Here is an 18,366-nt window from a genome sequence, read left to right as displayed (position 1 = left end):
CCTATAATGTCGGCGAGTGATTTCAGTCCAGGCCATCGTGCTCTCCCTCGAATCTTTGCAAATCCGAAGGAATCACAACTGGCTGAAATCACTCAGCTTCTTTTTCAGTCCGGCTCTTAGCCCCGTCAACGTGAGGGGCTGGAGGGTTCTACGTGGACCGTAACGATCGGCTCTCGGCTCTGACCGGCGCCGGGATCAGCTATCGGATGCCATCTTGTAGATGTGCACCACGGAAGATGTCGTCAGGCGTGGCCCAAGCTTGGACCACGCCTGACGTCTTCCGGGATTGCGGCTCTCAATGCCTGAATATCACTCCGCCGCGGCCGCGGATTGAAGCACCGGATAATCCGTGTATCCCTTGGCACCGCCACCGTAGAATGTAGCCTTGTCGAAGTCGTTGAGCGGCGCGCCGCGCTTGAAGCGCTCGACGAGATCGGGATTGGAAATGAATAGTTTCCCGAACGCGATCAGGTCAGCTTCGTTGGCCGACAACACCTTGTTGGCGAGTTCAAAGTCGTAGCCATTGTTGGCGATGTAGGCGCCTTTGAAACGGTTGCGCAGCGAACGATAGTCGAACGGCGCGATGTCGCGCGCGCCGCCGGTTGCGCCTTCAATGACGTGGATATAGACCAGCTTCAACGCGTTGAGGTGATCGACGATGTAGTCGAATAATGCCTGCGGGTTGGAATCGGAAATATCGTTTGAAGGTGTCACCGGCGAGATGCGGATGCCGGTGCGCTCGGCGCCAACTTCGGTAACCACGGCCTTCGTCACTTCCAGCATCAGTTTGGCGCGGTTTTCGATTCCGCCGCCATATGCATCGGTGCGCTTGTTGGAGCCATCCCGGGCGAACTGATCCAAGAGATAGCCGTTGGCGCCATGAACCTCGACACCGTCGAAGCCGGCCGCGATCGCGTTGCCCGCACCCTTCTTGAAGCTGTCGATAATGCCGGGAATTTCCGAAAGCTCGAGCGCGCGAGGTTCGGAAACGTCTGCGAAGGTGCCGCCGACGAAGGTCTTGGTCTTGGCGAGGATCGCAGAGGGCGCTACCGGTGCGCCGCCGTTCGGTTGCAGCGAGGTATGCGAGATGCGGCCGACATGCCAGAGCTGAAGGAAGATGTGGCCGCCTTGCGCATGCACGCGTTCGGTGACCTTGCGCCATCCAGCGATTTGTTCTTTCGAATAAATGCCGGGGGTATCCTGATATCCCTGACCCTGCTTCGAAACCTGAGTGGCTTCAGTGATCAGCAATCCGGCGGAGGCCCGCTGTCCATAATATTCAACCGCGAGCGGATTAGGCACGAGGCCCTCCAGAGCGCGGTTACGGGTTAATGGCGCCATCGCAAAGCGATTGGGGAGTGTGATCGGACCAAGCTTGAACGGTTCGAGAAGTTTGGACGTGCTCATTTTTTGTGATCTCGGTTGGTTAGAGAAAGCAGGCGGGAACGTGTGACTAGAATTGTGCATTGCCACAGACCATGGACAAGGCCACCACGATCACGAAATCGCAAGTCGGTATGATTTACCCAAAACAGACCCGGGCAAGATAGGTCCGTCCTCGTCCCGGTGCCTGTTTTGGTGTTTTTGCCCGTCGCCTTGCGGCTCAGGCCACGCCCAGAAAATCGCGCTTTCCGATCTCGACGCCATTGTGACGAAGGATGCCGTGGGCGGTCGCGGCGTGGAAATAGAAATTCGTGAATGCAAAGCGATTGAGGAATTCCTGACCCTTCAGCGTCAGGGTTTTATCGGGGCCGATCGGGAAGGTGACTTCGCGCTGGTCTGCGCCTTCGAACTGCGCGGGCGTGAACTTCTTGAGGTAGTCGCTGGTCCTGGCCAGCCGTTGCCGCAATTCTGCGAATGTCTTCTCGGTGTCGGGCGTTGACGGCACATCGACATGGGCGAGCCGGGCGCAGCCCTTGCTGGAGAAATCGCACGCCAGTTGAATTTGCTTCGACAGCGGCAGCATGTCCGGATAGAGCCGTGCGCTGAGCAGCACCTCGGGCTGAATATTTTTTGCGGCGCAGTGCGCCTCCGCCTTGGCGAGAATGCCGGAGAGGCTGCCGAGGATTTGCAGGAAGGCAGGAACGGAGGCGTCATAGAAGGACATGCGATGCTCTTTCGTGGCGTGGATGGTTGCAGCCGAATGGCCCATGCTACAAATGGGATCAGCTATGGAACAATACAACTCTGTTGGGGTCGAAACCCGGCGGGAAATTACCTTGCCGGCTGAGCAGCCGCTGCGGCCGGCTGCGCGCGGGAGCCGCGCATCCGCGCCAGCAATTCGGCGGTCGGCCAGGAGTCTGCCGGCAAACCGAATTTGATCTGCATTGCCTTCACGGCCGTGCGGCTCTGCTGGCCCATCACGCCATCCACCTTGCCGACGTCGTAGCCGGCGCGCACCAGAAGCTGCTGCAATTCCCGCAACTCGTTGAACGGCAATTGCGCCACCGGCGCGGTCGGCCGCTGCATCGGCGGCGCGCCCGCAATTCTCGTGGCGAGATAGCCGGCGGTGGTCGAATAGATCAGCGAGTTATTCCATTCGGTGTAGGCGGCAAAATTGGCGTAGGCGAGGAAGGCCGGCCCGGCGCGGCCCATCGGCATTAGCAGCGAAGCCGGCATATCGTCGTCCGGCAGCGGCTTGCCATCTGGATATTTGACGCCAAGCTGGGCCCATTTCGAACGCGGAAGGCGGATCGTCAGATCGGCCTGATCCCAGGGGAAATTGGCCGCTGTTGTCACGCGCACTTCCTGCAACCAGGGCTCGCCGCGTTTCCATTTCAGACCGTTGGCGATGTAGTTCGCGGTCGAGCCGATCACGTCCTCCGGGCTGCTCAAGAGATTGCGCCGGCCGCCATAGTCCACCGCATAGTTGAAATAATGTGTCGGCAGAAATTGCGTCTGACCGAGTTCGCCGGCCCAGGAGCCGATCATTTCATCCGGCGTGAGATCGCCGCGGTCGATGATTTTCAGTGCGGCGATGGTCTCGCCTGCGAACCGCGCTGAACGCCTGCAATCATAGGCCAGCGACACCAGCGAGCGCAGCGTCGGCAAGGTACCCATGTTGGCGCCGAAGTCGCTTTCCAGGCCCCAGAACGCTGCGATTACCGCCGGCGGTACGCCGTATTCCTTTTCGGCGCGCGCAAATGCGGCCGCGTAGGTTTTAATCCGCGCCTGACCCTGCTGCATCCGGTACGGCGCTGCCATGCGGCCGGAGAATTCGGTGAACACCTGGCCGAACACGCGCTGGCCGCGATCGCGGTTGACGATGCCCTGGTCGTAGACGAGGTACGGCGCGGCCTCGCTGATCGCGCGCTGCGAGACGCCTGCCGCCATTGCCTGCTGCTTCAGGTCGGCCAAAAAGCGATCGAAGTTCGCGCCGTTATGGCAACTGGCGGCGCGCGGAGCAGGCGTGGCACGTGCTGGCGCCGGAAACCCCGGTGCTGTGGCCTGTGCCCAGGCTGCGCTCGCGTGCATCGCAAGGCTAACGATGACAAGGCTGACGGTGACGAGGAGGGGTTTCGAAAATAGCCGCATGGGTACCCGGTCGGAAATCAACTTCGATGTTGTTTCCACTACCATTCTTTTCTCGCTTCGTGCACCCAAACAAAAGGGCCGCCGAGGCAGCCCTTTTGCAAATATCGGAATCGAACCACTAGTACGACCAGGCGGAGACTGACGACCCCGTAACGCAGTTAGGTCCGCAAGTGCCGCGTCCCGGCGGCGGTCCCAGCGTGAAGCCCAACGGACCAAGGCTGGTATAGTGGCCCCCGGAGTAGGTCCCGGCATCCTGGCCCTCATAGACGCCGACGACACGATGACCGTGACGCCGGTGATGGCCGCCCGCGCCGCGATGGTCGGAAGCCGTCGCTCCCGAGGTCATTGCGGTGGCGAGAATAAGCGCCGCCGCGCCTGCAAGAATCTGTCGTCTCATCGGAATCTCCCTTTTCGGGTTAATCGTTCACAACGACTGCGGTTCCGCCTCGGCTTCGATCGGCGGTAACGGGTCGCCGTGAATGGTGGCCTCAAAGGCGCGTAACCGCTGGTAGATCGAAATCAGCTCCACGATCGTGCTCCAAGAATTGACGAGATACTGGAACGAGGTCCGCACTTGCGTAAACGCGTTCAGGATCTGGTTCATCGCACCCAGCGTGATCTTGCCGGCGACGATCGTGGGCCCAAGCAGAATGTAGGGAAAAATGACGTCGACCTGTAGATAGACAATGCGGCCGACGTTGAAATACAGGAAGTTCAGATACAGCCGAAAATAGTTGTGACGAATATTCGCAAACAGCATCGCCAACGTCGGCGGGTCGGCATGCGTGGAATCGTCTTCGCCAAGCACCAATTCCTTGCGATACGCGGCCTCGACCCGTTGATTGAAGAATTCGATGCCGGGCAGGCGAATCCCGATCAAGGCGAGCGCGCCGGTGCCGAGCAACGACCATCCCACCGCGGCGATGACGAGCGGATAGGGAATCGAGCCGATCAGAGGCAGTTCGGTGATGTTGCTCGACAGCCGCAACAGCACCGGCAGGAAAGCGAGCAGGGTCAGCACGGCGCTGATCAGGTTGACGCCGAGGCCCTCCACTGTGGTGGCAAAACGCATGGTGTCTTCCTGCACGCGTTGCGAGGCGCCTTCGATCGTGCGCAGCCGCGGCCAGTTCTCTACGTAAAAATCGTTCATCGCGGTGCGCCAGCGGAAGATGTAATGGCTGACGAAAAACCGCGTCAGCACGCCGACCACGACCGCGACCAGTGCGATACCGGAAAACGTCGATAGTTCTCCGTAGAACTGTTCGATCGTGACCGGTTTGGATTTCGACAGTGCCGCCTGCACCAGATCGTAGAACGGTCCGTACCAGCTGTTGATGGCGACGCTGACCTGAACCTGGAAGTAAGAGGTGAACAGGATCAGCGCCGATCCGAGGATGGACCAGTTGGCCCACGAGTGCGGAGCGAGTGTCATCCAGAAACCGGCGAAAATCGCGACCGCGATCAGGAAATATAGGTCGAACCATAACGAAGGCGCCGACCAGAACAGCGCAACGCCCACGATTCCCGGCGTCGAGGATTGAGTGAGACCGCTCACATAGCCGTACCAAACCGCCATCGAAATTGCGGTCCAGACGACAGCCGACCAGAAGAACAGTTTTGGGCGGGGGAAAAACGAAACGAACATTTCGGGATATCCAATTTGTAGGGCCGGATGGCCGGTAGTTCAGGACACCATAGCGGCTCGGCCGGAATAGCCAACCGACGGGATCGGTCGATTACGCCTTGACGCCGGGTGTACCGCTTACAATTCTCGCGCATTGGAGAAGACAAACGACGACATCCGCCGCGTATTTTCGTCGAGGATGAGCGTTCGGGTGATCGGCGGTTCGGCGCGCTGGCTGCAATTTTCGCGTTCGCACAGCCGGCAGTTGACGCCGATCGGGGCGCCCTCGGCAGCTTCGAGATTGAGCCCGCTGGCATAGACGAGTTTCGACGCGTGCCGGATTTCGCAGCCCAGTCCGATCGCAAAGCGAGGCTGTGGCTGCGTGTGCGGCGCCGCCGGACGCCGCACCACCTGCGCGATCGAGAAGTAGCGCGTGCCGTCAGGCAATTCGATCACCTGGCTCAACAGACGATCCGGCGTGTCAAAAGTTGAATGTACGTTCCACAGCGGACAGGTGCCGCCGAATTTCGAAAACGGGAACGTGCCGGAGGAAAACCGTTTGGAGACATTGCCGGCATTGTCGACGCGCAGCATGAAGAAGGGTACGCCGCGCGAATTGGGCCGCTGCAACGTGGTCAGGCGGTGACACACTTGTTCGAAGCCGGCGTTGAAGCGCTGCGATAGCACGCTGAGATCGTAGCCGAGCGCTTCGGCTGCGGTCTGAAACGGCTGGTACGGCATCATCGCTGCGGCCGCAAAATAATTCGCAAGCGTGATCCGGTAGAGCCTCCGCGGCGCATCGTCCAGCGGTCCGGCACGGCCAATGATGGTGTCGATTGTGCCGGTGCATTCGGTGAGCCCGATCTGAAAGGCGAGCTGAAACGCGCGGCCGGGGCCGTCGACCAGTTCCGAGATCAGGAGCTGCCGGCGATGACGGTCGAAGCGGCGCAGCGTCTCGCGCATGACGTCGACCGGCATGATGCGGGTGAGGATCGAATGCTTTTCGCGCAAGCGCGCCGAGAGCGCGGCAAACAATTCTTCCGAAGGCACGTTCAGTTCGTCGCGCAGGTTTTCCGCTGATGTCTCGAGCTCGGGAAAATAGTTGCGGTTGGCCTCGATCAGATCGCGCACGCGTTCGATCGGATTGGCCTCGAAGCGCGCGCCTTCGTCGCGATCGGCCATTTGGGCCGCAACCATCGTCTCGCCGCGGCGGGCCTCGGCATAGGCCGCATACAGCCGTTGCAGCGCATGGGTGACGCCGGGGCAAAGTTCGGCGAGATCGCGCAGTTCCTGTTTTGGCAGGTCGATCTGTCGAAACAGCGGATCGGAAAAGATCTCGTTCAGTTCGGCGAAGAAGCGGTCCTCGTCGGCGGTGGCAAGGTCGCGCAGATCGAGATCGTAGGTCTCCGCCAGGCGGAGCAGGATTTGCGCGGTCACCGGGCGCTGGTTGCGCTCGATCAGGTTGATGTAGCTCGGCGAGATGCCGAGGCCTTCGGCGATCTGGGTCTGCGACAGCCCAAGCTGCTGGCGGATGCGCCGGAAGCGGGGACCGACAAACAGCTTTTTTCCGGAATCCGCAGGCATCGTTTCGTCCTGATGCGAGCCCGGTTCCGACGAAACGGGTCGATTGTCCCAAGTCTTTACACGCGAGTGGCGCCGTTATTCCGATTTGTGACAAAATTTACAAAATAACTAATATCACAAGTACACATGTTACATGACATCACCATTCGGAATCAAGCGGTATTTACCAATTGGCGAGCATCGCGTTTATCTCCTGACACGCATTTCGCAGCGTATTGTCACGAATGTCGAGAATAGCGGCGGCGCTGCAGGTCTGTCGCCAGTGAGAAGGACTAAGAACATGAACTATCAGCCACGCGGGATCGGCGATCAGGCGCTCCAGGGTCCGGCCTCGTATCAGAGCGAGCTCGAGGCGGCGCACGCGCTCCTCGACACCAAGCCGACCTGGAACGGGGTGACGGCCGAGGCCGTCGCGCGCATGCGCTTGCAGAACCGCTTCAAGACCGGCCTCGACATCGCGCGCTACACCGCGGCGCTGATGCGGACCGACATGGCCGCCTATGACGGCGACCCCACCAAGTACACCCAGTCGCTGGGCTGCTGGCATGGCTTCATCGCCCAGCAGAAGCTGATCTCGGTCAAGAAGCACTTCGGCACGACCGATCGCCGCTACCTGTACCTGTCCGGCTGGATGATCGCGGCGCTCCGCTCCGAGTTCGGACCGCTGCCTGACCAGTCGATGCACGAGAAGACCTCGGTGCCGGCCCTGATCGAAGAGCTCTATACCTTCCTGCGTCAGGCCGACTCGCGCGAGCTGAACGATATCTTCCGATCACTCGATGCCGCCCGCAAGGAAGGCGACAAGGCAAAGGAGAAGGCGCTGATCGGGAAGATCGACAGCTTCCAGACCCATGTTGTCCCCGTTATCGCCGACATCGATGCCGGCTTCGGTAATGCGGAAGCCACCTATCTGCTTGCCAAGAAGATGATCGAAGCGGGCGCCTGCGCTCTTCAAATCGAAAACCAGGTCTCGGACGAAAAGCAGTGCGGACACCAGGACGGCAAGGTGACCGTGCCGCACGACGTCTTCCTCGCGAAAATTCGCGCCTGCCGCCACGCGTTCCTCGAACTGGGCGTCGAAGACGGCGTCGTCGTGACCCGCACCGACTCGCTTGGAGCCGGCCTCACCCAGCAGATCGCCGTGAGTCACAAGCCCGGCGACCTCGGCGACCAGTACAACAGCTTCCTCGATTGCGAGGAAATGACGGCCGACAATGCCCGCAATGGCGATGTCATCATCAACCGGCACGGCAAGATGATGCGTCCGAAGCGGTTGCCCAGCAATCTCTATCAGTTCCGCCCGGGTACCGGCGAAGATCGCTGCGTGCTGGATTGCGTGACCTCGCTGCAGAACGGCGCCGACCTGCTGTGGATCGAAACCGAGAAGCCGCATATCGAGCAGATCGCCAGGATGGTCGATCGGATCCGCAAGGTGATCCCGAACGCGAAGCTGGCCTACAACAACTCGCCATCTTTCAACTGGACGCTGAACTTCCGTTGGCAGGTCTACGATGCGATGAAGGAAGCCGGGCAAGACGTCAGCAAGTATAATCGCGCCGAGCTGATGAAGGCGGAATACGATGACACGCCGCTGGCGAAGGAAGCTGACGAGCGTATCCGCACCTTCCAGGCCGACTCGGCGAAGCGCGCCGGCATCTTCCACCATCTGATCACGTTGCCGACCTATCACACGGCGGCGCTCTCGACCGACAATCTGGCGAGGGAATATTTCGGCGAGCAGGGCATGCTCGGCTATGTGAAGAACGTCCAGCGCGCCGAGATCCGTCAGGGCATCGCCTGCGTGAAGCATCAGAACATGGCCGGCTCCAACATCGGCGACGATCACAAGGAGTACTTCGCCGGCGAAGCTGCCCTGAAGGCGGGTGGCGCCCACAACACGATGAACCAGTTCGGCTAGAGCATGATCGGAAAAGTGTAAACCGGTTTTCCGAAAAGATCATGCTCAGATCCAACGACTAGTTGATCGGTCTGGCGTCCGGTCGAATTCCGGACTGATCGGGCCATAGCAAAAGGAGACTGACGATGAAGCACGGTAGCAATTTCTGGGTGATCGGCGGCGAGTTCGGTTCGATGAACTTCCACAAGCTCGTGGAAGGCTCGGCCCAGGTCAAAGGCCCCTTCAAGAGCCGCGCGGAGGCCGAAGATTGCTGGCGCGAGGTTTCGGAAGAGAACCGCCACAAGGCCGGTGTGCGCTTCTCGATCGTGGAAGAACCCGCGCGCGTGATGGCCTGATCTTTTAAGAAGACGTCCAAGGACGGGCGCAGCCTCGTCACCCCTTCGGGGGTGGCGGGGCTGCGTTCGTTTTTGGGGCCGGTGTGACGGCTCTGACGTTCCTTTCAGCATCGCCGCGAATGTCAGGACAAGGACACTAGTATAAGCCTTTGGGAATAAACGGCTCTTTGCGGATGGCAGGGTTACTGATAGGTTAATGCGACTTTTCTGGGTTGATCAGGACGGGACGTGAAGCCGATGGCAGAGGCACAAAACATCGAAAGTGGCGGGTCAGCGGCCGAAGCGCGGCCGACGCGCTTGCGCGATGCGCTCCGCAAGGCGCGCATCGAGGCTGCCGATCGCACCGGCGTCGTCGTCGATCTGCGTGATGCGGAAGTGGCGCGGCTCGAAATTTTGAGTGAAGCGCTGGACCCGCTGTTTGCGCAAATCCCCGATCATGTCGATCTGTTCGATCGCGGCATCAGCCAGGGCGAGACGCCCCGGCTGTGGATCGACGTGGTCGCCCATATCGTGATGGGCCGCGACAAGCGCGCCTATCGCTTCGTGCAGGATACCCGTTTCGGCCGCATCGTGATCGCGGAATCCCATGATGTGCCGGTCATCGCCGATGCGGTTACCGATTATGTCGCGCGTCGCATGATTGAGCGCGAACACGCGCTCGCGGCGCCGCCGATGACCGCCCAGCAGAATTCGGTCCCGGCCGAAAAGCGCCGCCGTGGCCGGTTCTGGCCGTTCGCGCTTGGCTTCCTCCTCGGTGCGCTGGCGCTGTTTGGCCTCGCATTGTTTGCGAGCTTCAACAGCTTCTAGGTCGCGCACGCTACGTCAGCTGCACGCGTCGAATTTCGCGAACCTGAAGCGCTTCGTTGATGCCCCGCACGGTTTGCCGGCAGCGCCATCCATCGTCGTCGCGTGCGATTGAAAACAGGTTGTAGGCGGCATCGGGATAATGACCGTGCGCCCGCGCGGAAGCCGAAGGCACGCCGATTACCGGTATCGACGATCCGCTTGGCCCCTCGACCCACATCGTCGAATGGACGTGATCGTGGCCGTGCAGAACCAGTTCGACGCCGTGCTGTTTCAAAAGCGAAAGCAGTTCCGGCCCATCGGTCAGGCGCTTGGCGTGTGCATTGGAGCGCAGCGGATGATGGATCAGGAGGATGCGAAATGCGGGCTCGGACGCCAGCGTAGCGAGCAGACGTTCAAGCGAATCCATCTGGTCTTTTCCAAGCCATCCCGTCGCCATCAGCGGCGGTGTCGGCACCGCCGAGGATACCCCGATCAGCGCCAGCGGGCCGCGGCGGCGCAACGCCGGAAAAACCGCGCCATGTGCCGGCGCATCGTCGCCGGCAAGATAACTTCCCCATTCATCGGTGGATCGGTCGGCGGTCGCGCGCACATAAGCATCGTGATTGCCGGGAACGACGGTCACCCGTTCCGGCGGCCCGACACTCTCGAGCCAGGCCTTGGCCGGGGCAAATTCGGCCTCCAACGCCAGGTTGACGAGATCGCCGGTGACCGCGATGTGGTCCGGCACCTGTGCCTGCAAATCCGACATCAGGACATCGAGTACGTCGCGCCGGTGATATTGATGACGGTTGCGCGTCCAGTTCAGATAGCCGAGCGCGCGCTTGCCCAAGAGTTCGGAAAGCCGCGGGCTTGGCAGCGGCGGCAAGTGCGGGTCGGACAAATGAGCGAGGGTGAAGGCCGCCATGCGAATGTATTGGCAAGCCGGTAACCGGGATGCAAGGATCAAGGTGATCCCGAGTGCAAGGTTTTGACGGCGATGATGCAGGGCCTGCGAAGACGTCTTGAGCCGGCGCTGCGGTGGCTCTTTCATCTCTACTGGCGATTTGCGCGCGGCATGACGCTCGGCGTCCGCGCCGTGGTGCTTGACGGCGAAAATCGCGTGTTTCTGGTCAAGCACAGCTACGTCAGCGGCTGGCATCTGCCGGGCGGCGGGGTCGAAACCGGCGAGACGCTTCGCCAGGCTCTCACGCGCGAAATGATGGAAGAGGGGCAAATCGAACTGGTCGGCGAGCCCACGCTGTTCGGCGTCTATCTCAACAGTCACGTTTCCCGGCGCGATCACGTCGCGCTGTACCTAGTCCGGCAGTTTCGGCAGGAGCGGCTCCCGGAGCCGAACCGCGAGATCGTCGAATGCGGGTTTTTCGAAATACAGGCCTTGCCGGCGGAGACGACCAAGGGAACGCGGCTGCGGATTTCGGAAGTGATTGAAAACAGGCTGCCAAGCCACACCTGGCGTTAGAGAACGTTAGCGATGCGTCCTTATGATCGGGCCTCAAAACCCTAACGATCGTTAAGGATTTAGCTGATGAGCGCCGTTCTGGAACCCAAACGCCCGCTAGAGCCTCGCGGCGATCTGGCCGGCATGGCAGCGGCGCTGGCGGAGTTTGCGAAATCGGAATTCCCGCAAAGCCAGCCCGCACAGCCGCGGATCGCTGTTCTGGTACCTTGTTTCAACGAGGAAGCCGCGGTCGCCAACGTGGTTGCCGATTTTCGTAAAGTGCTGCCGTCGGCTAAAATTTTCGTCTACGACAACAACTCGTCGGATCGTACCGCCGCGGTAGCGCGCGAAGCCGGCGCCTCCGTGCGTAGCGAACGCCGCCAGGGCAAGGGCCACGTGGTCCGCCGCATGTTCGCCGATGTCGATGCCGACATTTACGTCCTGGTCGATGGCGATGCCACCTATGACCCGGCAAGCGCGCCGAAAATGATCGAGGCTCTGGTGTCAGATCATCTCGACATGGTGGTGGGCTTGCGGGTCGATCAGGCCGAGGCCGCCTGGCGGCCCGGCCATCGCACCGGCAACTGGCTGTTGACTAGCTTTCTCGCATCGGTGTTCGGCAAGGCCTTCAAGGATATTCTCTCCGGCTATCGGGTATTCTCCCGGCGGTTCGTCAAATCCTTCCCGGTGTTGTCGGACGGCTTCGAGATAGAAACCGAATTGAGCGTCCATGCGCTGGAACTGTCGCTGCCGACGGCCGAGATCGAAACGCCTTATTATGCGCGCCCGGAAGGGTCCATCAGCAAGCTCAACACCTGGCGCGACGGTTTCCGGATTCTCGGCACCATCCTCAAGCTCTATCGCTCGGAAAAGCCGTTGCGCTTCTTTACCGGGATCGGCATTTTTCTGGTGCTGGCCTCGATCGGCCTCGCGATTCCCGTATTCTTCACCTATCTTGAGCAGGGTATCGTTCCCCGTCTGCCGACAGCAGTCTTGTCGATGGGCTTGATGGTTATGGCGATGCTCTCGCTGTCGTCCGGCCTTGTGCTTGACACGGTGACGCGCGGACGCCGGGAGATGAAGCTGCTGGCCTATCTAGCTCAGGCTCCTGTCGATAGGTCTTGACGGACCACTAGTGCGGTGAATTTGAAGTTTCTATCGGTTTCGCGGTAATCTTGTCATACAAACTTCAAATTCTAAACCGCACTAGAAAATATAGATGCTAGTGCTCCTTTGATTCCGAAGTTCGTAAACGTGGAGCCGCGATATGATACGAACTTCGGAATCGGAGCACTGCCATTCGCAGATAGACGCGCGTTGATGAGTGATCTCTCTCTGACCATCCTGGCCGAAACCGCCAACGACGCGCAAGCGATCGAGCGTCTGCATGAGCGCACCTTCGGTCCCGGCCGCTTCGTCCTGAGCGCTTACCGGATACGCGAGCATGTCGACCATTTGCTCGATCTGTCGTTCACCGCGTGGATCGGGACATTGCTGGTGGGCTCAGTGCGGCAATTGCCGGTTGTCGTCGGTGACACCAAGGCGTTGCTGCTCGGCCCGCTGACTGTCGAGCCGTCGTTTCGCGGCCGCGGGGTCGGACGTCTGTTGCTCGAACGCGCACTTCGTGACGCAAAGGCCAAGGGGCACCGTTTGGTGCTCTTGGTCGGTGACGAAGCTTATTACCGCCGGATCGGCTTCAAGGCTGTCCCCGAGGGAAGGGCGAGCATGCCCGGCCCGGTCGACTACAGCCGGCTCCTGTTCGCCGAACTCGTCGATGGCGCATTCGACGGCGTGTCCGGCGCCGTCCGTCCGGATTGGGACTTCGCGAGATAGAAGTTCGATCGGAAAAGATGGCAGGACCGAAAATCTCGGTATCGATCCCGCCATCATGCGTATCTCAAATCTTTTTCGAAATGCCGAGGAAGAAGCCGCGGCGCGGCCCGAATTGCGGAGCGAACACGCCGATGCCGGATCCGTCCCTGATCTCATAGATCGTGTCGAACAGATTGACGACGTCGAAGCGAATGGTCATCGGCTTTGGATCGTTCGGCAGCAGGAATTCGCGCTTGATGCCGATATTGACCTGCGTATACGACGGCACCGTGCTGATGTTGGCGTCACCGTCGCGCAGACCGCTGCCATAGATCATGTCAGCGCTGAGTTTGACGCCGCACCAGGATAGCCCATCATTGCCAAATGCTTCCGCCGCTGTAGCCGGCCGTCCGCAGAACGAGTAGACGGCGCCGGCCGAAGCGGTGACGAACTGGTTGTGGTCGGTATAGACGAAGTGTGTCTGAAGGTACTGAAGCTCCGTCAAGCCGCCGAGATCCGCAAGCGGTGTGTTGCCGAACAAATATTGGTTCGACACCGGATCGTTCGCTCTCTGTTGAGCCACGGCGACATTGCCGTAGACCTGCAAGTTGCCGCTGGTGAATTTCCCCTTGAATTCGATGCCTTCGTTGTACCCGCGGGCATAGTTGAAGGCGCTGAGCACCAGCGCCTGACCGAACAGGCCATTGTCGATCAGATCGGTCGCGATCTTGTAATAGGCGTCGACCCCGAGTTCCAGCGTCGAACAGCTTTTCGGGTCCGAGCCGCATCCGAATTTGAATTTCTGATCGACACCGGCATCGAAATAATGCGAGCGCTCCGGCAACACCGGATCGTTTCCCTGGTTGGTCGGTACCGCGCCGGTCGTGTTGTCGAACAAAGCGATATTGGCGGGCGCCGCTTCCACCAGCACCGGCGGGGTGAAGTAGCGCGCGTAGCCCGCATGGAACGTGGTGTTCTCGAACGCCTTGTAGGTGAAACTCAGCCGTGGACTAAACTGGTTGGCGCTGACGAATTGGTCCATCTGATCGAAGCGCACGCCGTAGTTCATCGTGAGCTGGTTGGTCAGTTTCCACTCGTCCTGAACATAGACCCCCGCCAGCCATCCTAGTTTCGAGACGTTGTCGGTGATGCCGACCGGTGCGCCGTTGTCGCTGCCGTCGCAAATCGTGCAGGGCTCGACCAGCGATGTATTGCTGACGGCCGCCTGCTCGCCGCTGACGGAGAAGCCGGCGCGCAGCGTGTGTGAGTCGTTGACCTTGTAGGAGCCGTCGCCCTGGATGCCGTTGGTGTAGGAGATGCGGCCGACATTCGAAGCAATGCCGTTGATCAGGAGGTCGCCGATCGGATCCGGCGTGAAACGCAGTTCGTTGTAACGGGTGAAATAGGACAACTGCCCGTCAAAACCGTCGACCGATTTCTGCAGCGACAACACAGCGAATTGGGTCTTCTCGACCTGGTTTTCATTGAGCTGCGCCGAATTGAAATTGGTCGCACCGAATGCATTCGTGACCGGTAGCGCGCTCTGTCCGGTCGGCTGGCCCGGATTATTGGGAATCTGAAAGTTGTTATACGCGGTTCCGGCGATCAGGCTGACCCGCGTGGTCGGGTCGACGATGGCCGACATATAGGCGAAGCCTCTGTCCTGCTGCGAGAAATCGTGAATCGCATTGTAAGCGGAGGTCGGGTTTTCGATGCCCACCGTGTTCTGAAGATAGCGGCCGGTGAAGTAGTATTGGACGCCGGCGAAGCAATCGGCGGCGGATGGCGCCTTGGTATACCCGGGCGTTGTCGTCGTGGCTGCCGGGCAGGTGCTGCCGAACGTGCCGCCATATTCGATGCTCGGCGCGATCGTTCCGTGGCTGCCGCCATACATGCTGACGCTGCCGCTATTGTTGAAAAGATCGGTGCGGGTCGTGATATCGACGAGGCCGGTCGTGCGCAGTCCGTATTCGGCCGGCAACGCGCCGGTAACCAGCGACATGCTGCCGATGAAGCTGGTGTCGAAGATGCTGCCAAAGCCGGTGACGCCGTCTGGCAACAGCACGCCGTTGATCCGGAACTGGAGGTTGGCGTGATCGTTGCGGACATGCAGCGATCCGCTGGCGGCGGAATCCTGCGAAACCCCCGGGGTCTGCAGCAGCACTTGCTCCACCGACTGGTTGGTGCCTCCCGGCAGATCCTGGATGGTGTCGTGGCCGATCGTGTCGGAACTCGTGCCGACGGTCGTAAAGATATTGCCGCGCGCCTGGTCGAAGACGCCATTTTTCGCGGCGAGCTGAGCGGCTTGCAAGGAAGGCTGCGTGACGGACGAATTCGACGTCGATGATTGCGCTGTCGTTGAGGAGACCGGATTCCGGGCGGCGATGTGCGGCTTCGGCTTCTTCGGCGCCGCGGCGGTTTGTTTCGGCGCGGTCACCTCGACGCTCGGCAGTTCCGTCGGGGCGCTTGCGGCGGCCGGCGGCGGTGGTTCCGGCGTTTGCGCGAAAGCGTTTACCGGGCCAAGCAGCAGCGGCACCGAGCTGGAGAAAAGAAGAATTCGCTTGAGGTAGCTTGTCATGTCCTGATCCTGAGGCGCGCCCCGGATGTCGTGCGCGACAAATCCGGAAGGTAGCGCGTGCCGTCGATGTGACGGACCGACATCGATTCAACCCGCGCGCATGGCTGCAAACCAGCCATCGACGCGGATCACGGAGCAATCGGGATCAGGAGAGGGGAGGTGCGCGGGATTGAAATGCGGCGCGCGCCGCGTGCAGACGAAGGAATGCCGTCTCTGTCGTTCGTTGCGGCAATTCGGTGGACTGCGGCAGCGGCAACGATGGTGGCGCGGCGGCTACCGCCGTGCTCGCCAAGGCGATAACGGCGCAGATGGCGCAAAGATCGTCCAGATGCCGGTCCTGATCGGGGCCGGGCGCGGGCAGTTGCTGCTGGACGGACTGGATTGACGGCGCGGCTTGCGCCGCAACGGGATGGAAGTGGCCGAACGAAAGCACGAATTGGACGGCGAGCGCGAACAGCGCGACCCGCGCGCCAAGTCCGATGTTCGCCCGCACCCACTTCATCGTGACAACGCGCCCCTTGTCGGAGGTCGCAACACCCCGTTGCCTCCGACGTTACAACATAACATCGCAAGTGCTGCGCTTGTATGTCAACCGTCTACGCCGGGAAACAATTCGTGAATTCGGAAAACGCATCGAGTCAGCGCGCTGGTCTTTTCGGATCAGGCGAGATCAGCGTCCTTCGCGCAGCCAGGTCGCGGCAAAGGCGCCGAGCAACAGCAATAAACCGATCAGGCCGGCAAAGACCGGCAAGACGCCGACGCCTCGGACCACGCTGGCATCGCGCATTTTCACGCCCATCCAGCCGTCGCCGCGGAAAATGCTCGAGGCATGAACGGGTACGATCCGTGGAAGATCGATACTGGTACCATCGACGACGCGTCGCACATCCCCGCCGGTCGCTTGTGCCAGCGGCATCAGCGTTTCGGTGGTGGAGGTGACTTCGGAAAATTCCTTCGGGTTGGTCGGGCCGACATTGATCAGCGCTTTCAGCGTGCCGTCGGTGGCCTGCCACAGGCCGAGTTCATTGGCCGGCAGGGTTGCTGTCCACGTTCCCGGCTCGCCGGCACTCAACGTCAACTCGTGTGTGGCTCCCGACGGCGAAGTCACCGTCACCGGTGTGACGCTGTCGGCCATGGTCTGACGCTGCACGACGAGGTCATGGCCGCGCACCTGCAAGTGCAGGGCTTCCTCGTCAAGATCCGGCTGCTTCATCAGCCAGTGTGACATCCGACGCAACAAATCGAGATACGGGCCGCCGCCTTCGTAACCCCGCGCCCACAACCAGATATGATCGGACAACAGCAGGGCGACCCGGCCTTCGCCAAATCGCGACAGCAACAGCAGCGGTTTGCCGTCGGCTCCGGTCATCACCGGCGGGCTCGTCGCGTTGCGGGTGTCCACGGTGCGGAAAAAGTGGCTCCAGCGCGGCGGCTCGCTGTTGGAACCTTCCAGGCCTCTCGTGACGGGGTGCCGTTTGCCGACGTCGCTCAGCGCAGCATAAAATGGCTTCTCGGTCACGCCGACCGGTTCTGCTGGCAGCACCGAGTCCAGCGGTGTACGCCAGATGCTCGTCGATGAAGCATAGTCGGGGCCGGCCGAAACCAGCACGGCGCCGCCGGCGCGCACATAGCGCGCGATATTGTCGAAATAGGCGATCGGCAGCACGCCTTGACGCGCGTAACGATCGAAGATGATCAGCTGAAACTCGTTGATCTTCTGCTGAAACAATTCACGGGTCGGAAACGCGATCAGCGACAATTCGTTGATCGGCGTGCCATCCTGCTTTTCCGGCGGACGCAGGATCGTGAAATGGACGAGATCGACGCTGGCGTCGGATTTCAAAAGGTTGCGCCAGGTACGCTCGCCCGAATGCGGCTCGCCGGAAACCAGAAGCACGCGCAGCTTGTCGCGGACGCCGTCGATCGCCACCACGGCGCGGTTGTTGACAAGCGTCAGTTCATTCTCAAGCGGCGAAGCCTCGATCTCGACGATATTGGGACCTGCATGCTTGATGTCGATATCGACATTGACGGTCTGGCCGCTGACAACCGTGCGTTCGTTGATGGTTTCGCCATCGACGCGCACCGCGACCTTGGCGCGCTGGCCGGTAACGCCCTGATCGTCGAGCCGATAGGTGATGGTCTGCACCTGCCCGACAATGCCGAAGCGGGGAGCAGCCGCAATCGCAATCCGGCGGTCGCGCTCGTCCTTGCGGCCGGTGATCAGCGCATGGAGCGGGGCCTGGAAGCCGAGCGCGGTGGCGTTCGCCGGAATGTCATGAACCCGTCCGTCGGTGATCAGGAAGGCGCCGGCGACGCGATCAACCGGCACGTCCGACAGCGCCGAAGACACGGCGCCGAACAATTTGGTGCCATCGGTCTCGCCATCGGCCTGGCCTGCTTCGACCACACGGACCTCGAGGCCGGGGATTTTCTTCAAGCTGTCGACAAGCGCTTGCTGCGCGCGGGCGGTTTCGTTGGTGCGATCGCCGAAATTCTGGCTCGGGCTCTTGTCGATCACGACGGCGGCGACCGACGACAGCGGCTCGCGTTCTTCGCGCGTGAACGACGGATTGGCGAGCGCGAGCAGCAGCAGACCGAGCGCCAACAGGCGCCACCATGCGCCACGCGGCCGTCCGACCAGCAGCAATACGGCAATCACGACGATCGCGGCCAGCGCCGTCCAGAGCACGGGCGAGGGGATCAGCGGGGTAAACGCGATGCCGTAGTTCATGG

The 18,366-nt window shown here is 60.9% G+C and carries 16 protein-coding genes; 6 read left to right on the top strand and 10 right to left on the bottom strand.

The genetic code is table 11. From position 1 onward, the window contains the following. Positions 1–309: 309 nt before the first annotated feature. The 6 genes from ABSE61_RS30295 to ABSE61_RS30270 all read right to left on the bottom strand — a co-directional run bounded on the left by ABSE61_RS30295 (position 310) and on the right by ABSE61_RS30270 (position 6,742). Positions 310–1,407, bottom strand: a complete 1,098-nt coding sequence (locus ABSE61_RS30295) for an alkene reductase (RefSeq protein ID WP_423874836.1) — start codon at positions 1,405–1,407, stop codon at positions 310–312. A 196-nt stretch (positions 1,408–1,603) separates the two neighbouring features. After that, complete coding sequence (locus tag ABSE61_RS30290) at positions 1,604–2,107, bottom strand: DUF1993 domain-containing protein (protein ID WP_423874835.1); 504 nt, start codon at positions 2,105–2,107, stop codon at positions 1,604–1,606. 107 nt (positions 2,108–2,214) lie between these two features. Further along, the gene (locus ABSE61_RS30285) at positions 2,215–3,474 is read right to left on the bottom strand and encodes a lytic murein transglycosylase (protein WP_423874845.1); all 1,260 of its coding nucleotides are present in this window, start codon (positions 3,472–3,474) and stop codon (positions 2,215–2,217) included. Between the two features lie 178 nt (positions 3,475–3,652). After that, positions 3,653–3,931: a hypothetical protein gene (locus ABSE61_RS30280; RefSeq protein WP_423874834.1), complete on the bottom strand. Its 279-nt coding sequence runs from the start codon at positions 3,929–3,931 to the stop codon at positions 3,653–3,655. Between the two features lie 27 nt (positions 3,932–3,958). Then, positions 3,959–5,179: a peptide antibiotic transporter SbmA gene (sbmA, locus tag ABSE61_RS30275; protein WP_423874833.1), complete on the bottom strand. Its 1,221-nt coding sequence runs from the start codon at positions 5,177–5,179 to the stop codon at positions 3,959–3,961. A gap of 117 nt (positions 5,180–5,296) precedes the next feature. Then, positions 5,297–6,742: a helix-turn-helix domain-containing protein gene (locus ABSE61_RS30270; protein WP_423874832.1), complete on the bottom strand. Its 1,446-nt coding sequence runs from the start codon at positions 6,740–6,742 to the stop codon at positions 5,297–5,299. Between the two features lie 280 nt (positions 6,743–7,022). Between ABSE61_RS30270 and ABSE61_RS30265 the strand changes: the two genes are divergently transcribed. The 3 genes from ABSE61_RS30265 (at position 7,023) to ABSE61_RS30255 (ending at position 9,802) form a co-directional block, all read left to right on the top strand. Continuing rightward, entirely contained in the window at positions 7,023–8,660 is a 1,638-nt protein-coding gene (locus ABSE61_RS30265; protein WP_423874831.1) for an isocitrate lyase, read from the top strand. A 125-nt stretch (positions 8,661–8,785) separates the two neighbouring features. Further along, on the top strand, positions 8,786–8,995 hold the full coding sequence (locus ABSE61_RS30260) for a DUF4170 domain-containing protein (protein ID WP_423874830.1): 210 nt from the start codon (positions 8,786–8,788) through the stop codon (positions 8,993–8,995). 237 nt (positions 8,996–9,232) lie between these two features. Then, positions 9,233–9,802: a hypothetical protein gene (locus ABSE61_RS30255; RefSeq protein WP_423874829.1), complete on the top strand. Its 570-nt coding sequence runs from the start codon at positions 9,233–9,235 to the stop codon at positions 9,800–9,802. A gap of 10 nt (positions 9,803–9,812) precedes the next feature. Here the strand turns inward: ABSE61_RS30255 and ABSE61_RS30250 are convergent, their stop codons facing one another. Further along, a complete protein-coding gene (locus tag ABSE61_RS30250) occupies positions 9,813–10,706 on the bottom strand; it encodes a metallophosphoesterase family protein (protein WP_423874828.1) in 894 nt (297 codons plus the stop codon). A 72-nt stretch (positions 10,707–10,778) separates the two neighbouring features. Between ABSE61_RS30250 and ABSE61_RS30245 the strand changes: the two genes are divergently transcribed. The 3 genes from ABSE61_RS30245 to ABSE61_RS30235 all read left to right on the top strand — a co-directional run bounded on the left by ABSE61_RS30245 (position 10,779) and on the right by ABSE61_RS30235 (position 13,073). Beyond that, complete coding sequence (locus ABSE61_RS30245; RefSeq protein ID WP_423874844.1) at positions 10,779–11,261, top strand: NUDIX domain-containing protein; 483 nt, start codon at positions 10,779–10,781, stop codon at positions 11,259–11,261. A gap of 123 nt (positions 11,262–11,384) precedes the next feature. Continuing rightward, positions 11,385–12,365, top strand: a complete 981-nt coding sequence (locus tag ABSE61_RS30240) for a glycosyltransferase family 2 protein (protein WP_423874843.1) — start codon at positions 11,385–11,387, stop codon at positions 12,363–12,365. Between the two features lie 195 nt (positions 12,366–12,560). Further along, positions 12,561–13,073: a GNAT family N-acetyltransferase gene (locus tag ABSE61_RS30235; RefSeq protein ID WP_423874827.1), complete on the top strand. Its 513-nt coding sequence runs from the start codon at positions 12,561–12,563 to the stop codon at positions 13,071–13,073. Positions 13,074–13,137: 64 nt separating this feature from the next. Here ABSE61_RS30235 and ABSE61_RS30230 read toward each other — a convergent pair whose 3' ends face one another. The 3 genes from ABSE61_RS30230 to ABSE61_RS30220 all read right to left on the bottom strand — a co-directional run bounded on the left by ABSE61_RS30230 (position 13,138) and on the right by ABSE61_RS30220 (position 18,364). Continuing rightward, positions 13,138–15,630, bottom strand: a complete 2,493-nt coding sequence (locus tag ABSE61_RS30230; RefSeq protein ID WP_423874826.1) for a TonB-dependent receptor — start codon at positions 15,628–15,630, stop codon at positions 13,138–13,140. 145 nt (positions 15,631–15,775) lie between these two features. Beyond that, complete coding sequence (locus ABSE61_RS30225) at positions 15,776–16,132, bottom strand: DUF2946 family protein (protein ID WP_423874825.1); 357 nt, start codon at positions 16,130–16,132, stop codon at positions 15,776–15,778. 168 nt (positions 16,133–16,300) lie between these two features. After that, a complete protein-coding gene (locus ABSE61_RS30220) occupies positions 16,301–18,364 on the bottom strand; it encodes a hypothetical protein (RefSeq protein ID WP_423874824.1) in 2,064 nt (687 codons plus the stop codon). Positions 18,365–18,366 lie beyond the last annotated feature (2 nt).

Source organism: Bradyrhizobium sp. (genome assembly GCF_049519115.1).
Classification (GTDB): Bacteria; Pseudomonadota; Alphaproteobacteria; order Rhizobiales; family Xanthobacteraceae; genus Bradyrhizobium.
This window is presented reverse-complemented; position numbering and strand designations above follow the sequence as displayed.

Excerpts from the sequence above, each read along its gene's own strand:
- ABSE61_RS30295 (WP_423874836.1), bottom strand. The coding sequence starts at position 1,407 with ATGAGCACGTCCAAACTTCTCGAACCGTTCAAGCTTGGTCCGATCACA.
- ABSE61_RS30290 (WP_423874835.1), bottom strand. The coding sequence starts at position 2,107 with ATGTCCTTCTATGACGCCTCCGTTCCTGCCTTCCTGCAAATCCTCGGC.
- ABSE61_RS30285 (WP_423874845.1), bottom strand. The coding sequence starts at position 3,474 with ATGCACGCGAGCGCAGCCTGGGCACAGGCCACAGCACCGGGGTTTCCG.
- ABSE61_RS30280 (WP_423874834.1), bottom strand. The coding sequence starts at position 3,931 with ATGAGACGACAGATTCTTGCAGGCGCGGCGGCGCTTATTCTCGCCACC.
- sbmA (WP_423874833.1), bottom strand. The coding sequence starts at position 5,179 with ATGTTCGTTTCGTTTTTCCCCCGCCCAAAACTGTTCTTCTGGTCGGCT.
- ABSE61_RS30270 (WP_423874832.1), bottom strand. The coding sequence starts at position 6,742 with ATGCCTGCGGATTCCGGAAAAAAGCTGTTTGTCGGTCCCCGCTTCCGG.
- ABSE61_RS30265 (WP_423874831.1), top strand. The coding sequence starts at position 7,023 with ATGAACTATCAGCCACGCGGGATCGGCGATCAGGCGCTCCAGGGTCCG.
- ABSE61_RS30260 (WP_423874830.1), top strand. The coding sequence starts at position 8,786 with ATGAAGCACGGTAGCAATTTCTGGGTGATCGGCGGCGAGTTCGGTTCG.
- ABSE61_RS30255 (WP_423874829.1), top strand. The coding sequence starts at position 9,233 with ATGGCAGAGGCACAAAACATCGAAAGTGGCGGGTCAGCGGCCGAAGCG.
- ABSE61_RS30250 (WP_423874828.1), bottom strand. The coding sequence starts at position 10,706 with ATGGCGGCCTTCACCCTCGCTCATTTGTCCGACCCGCACTTGCCGCCG.
- ABSE61_RS30245 (WP_423874844.1), top strand. The coding sequence starts at position 10,779 with ATGATGCAGGGCCTGCGAAGACGTCTTGAGCCGGCGCTGCGGTGGCTC.
- ABSE61_RS30240 (WP_423874843.1), top strand. The coding sequence starts at position 11,385 with ATGGCAGCGGCGCTGGCGGAGTTTGCGAAATCGGAATTCCCGCAAAGC.
- ABSE61_RS30235 (WP_423874827.1), top strand. The coding sequence starts at position 12,561 with ATGAGTGATCTCTCTCTGACCATCCTGGCCGAAACCGCCAACGACGCG.
- ABSE61_RS30230 (WP_423874826.1), bottom strand. The coding sequence starts at position 15,630 with ATGACAAGCTACCTCAAGCGAATTCTTCTTTTCTCCAGCTCGGTGCCG.
- ABSE61_RS30225 (WP_423874825.1), bottom strand. The coding sequence starts at position 16,132 with ATGAAGTGGGTGCGGGCGAACATCGGACTTGGCGCGCGGGTCGCGCTG.
- ABSE61_RS30220 (WP_423874824.1), bottom strand. The coding sequence starts at position 18,364 with ATGAACTACGGCATCGCGTTTACCCCGCTGATCCCCTCGCCCGTGCTC.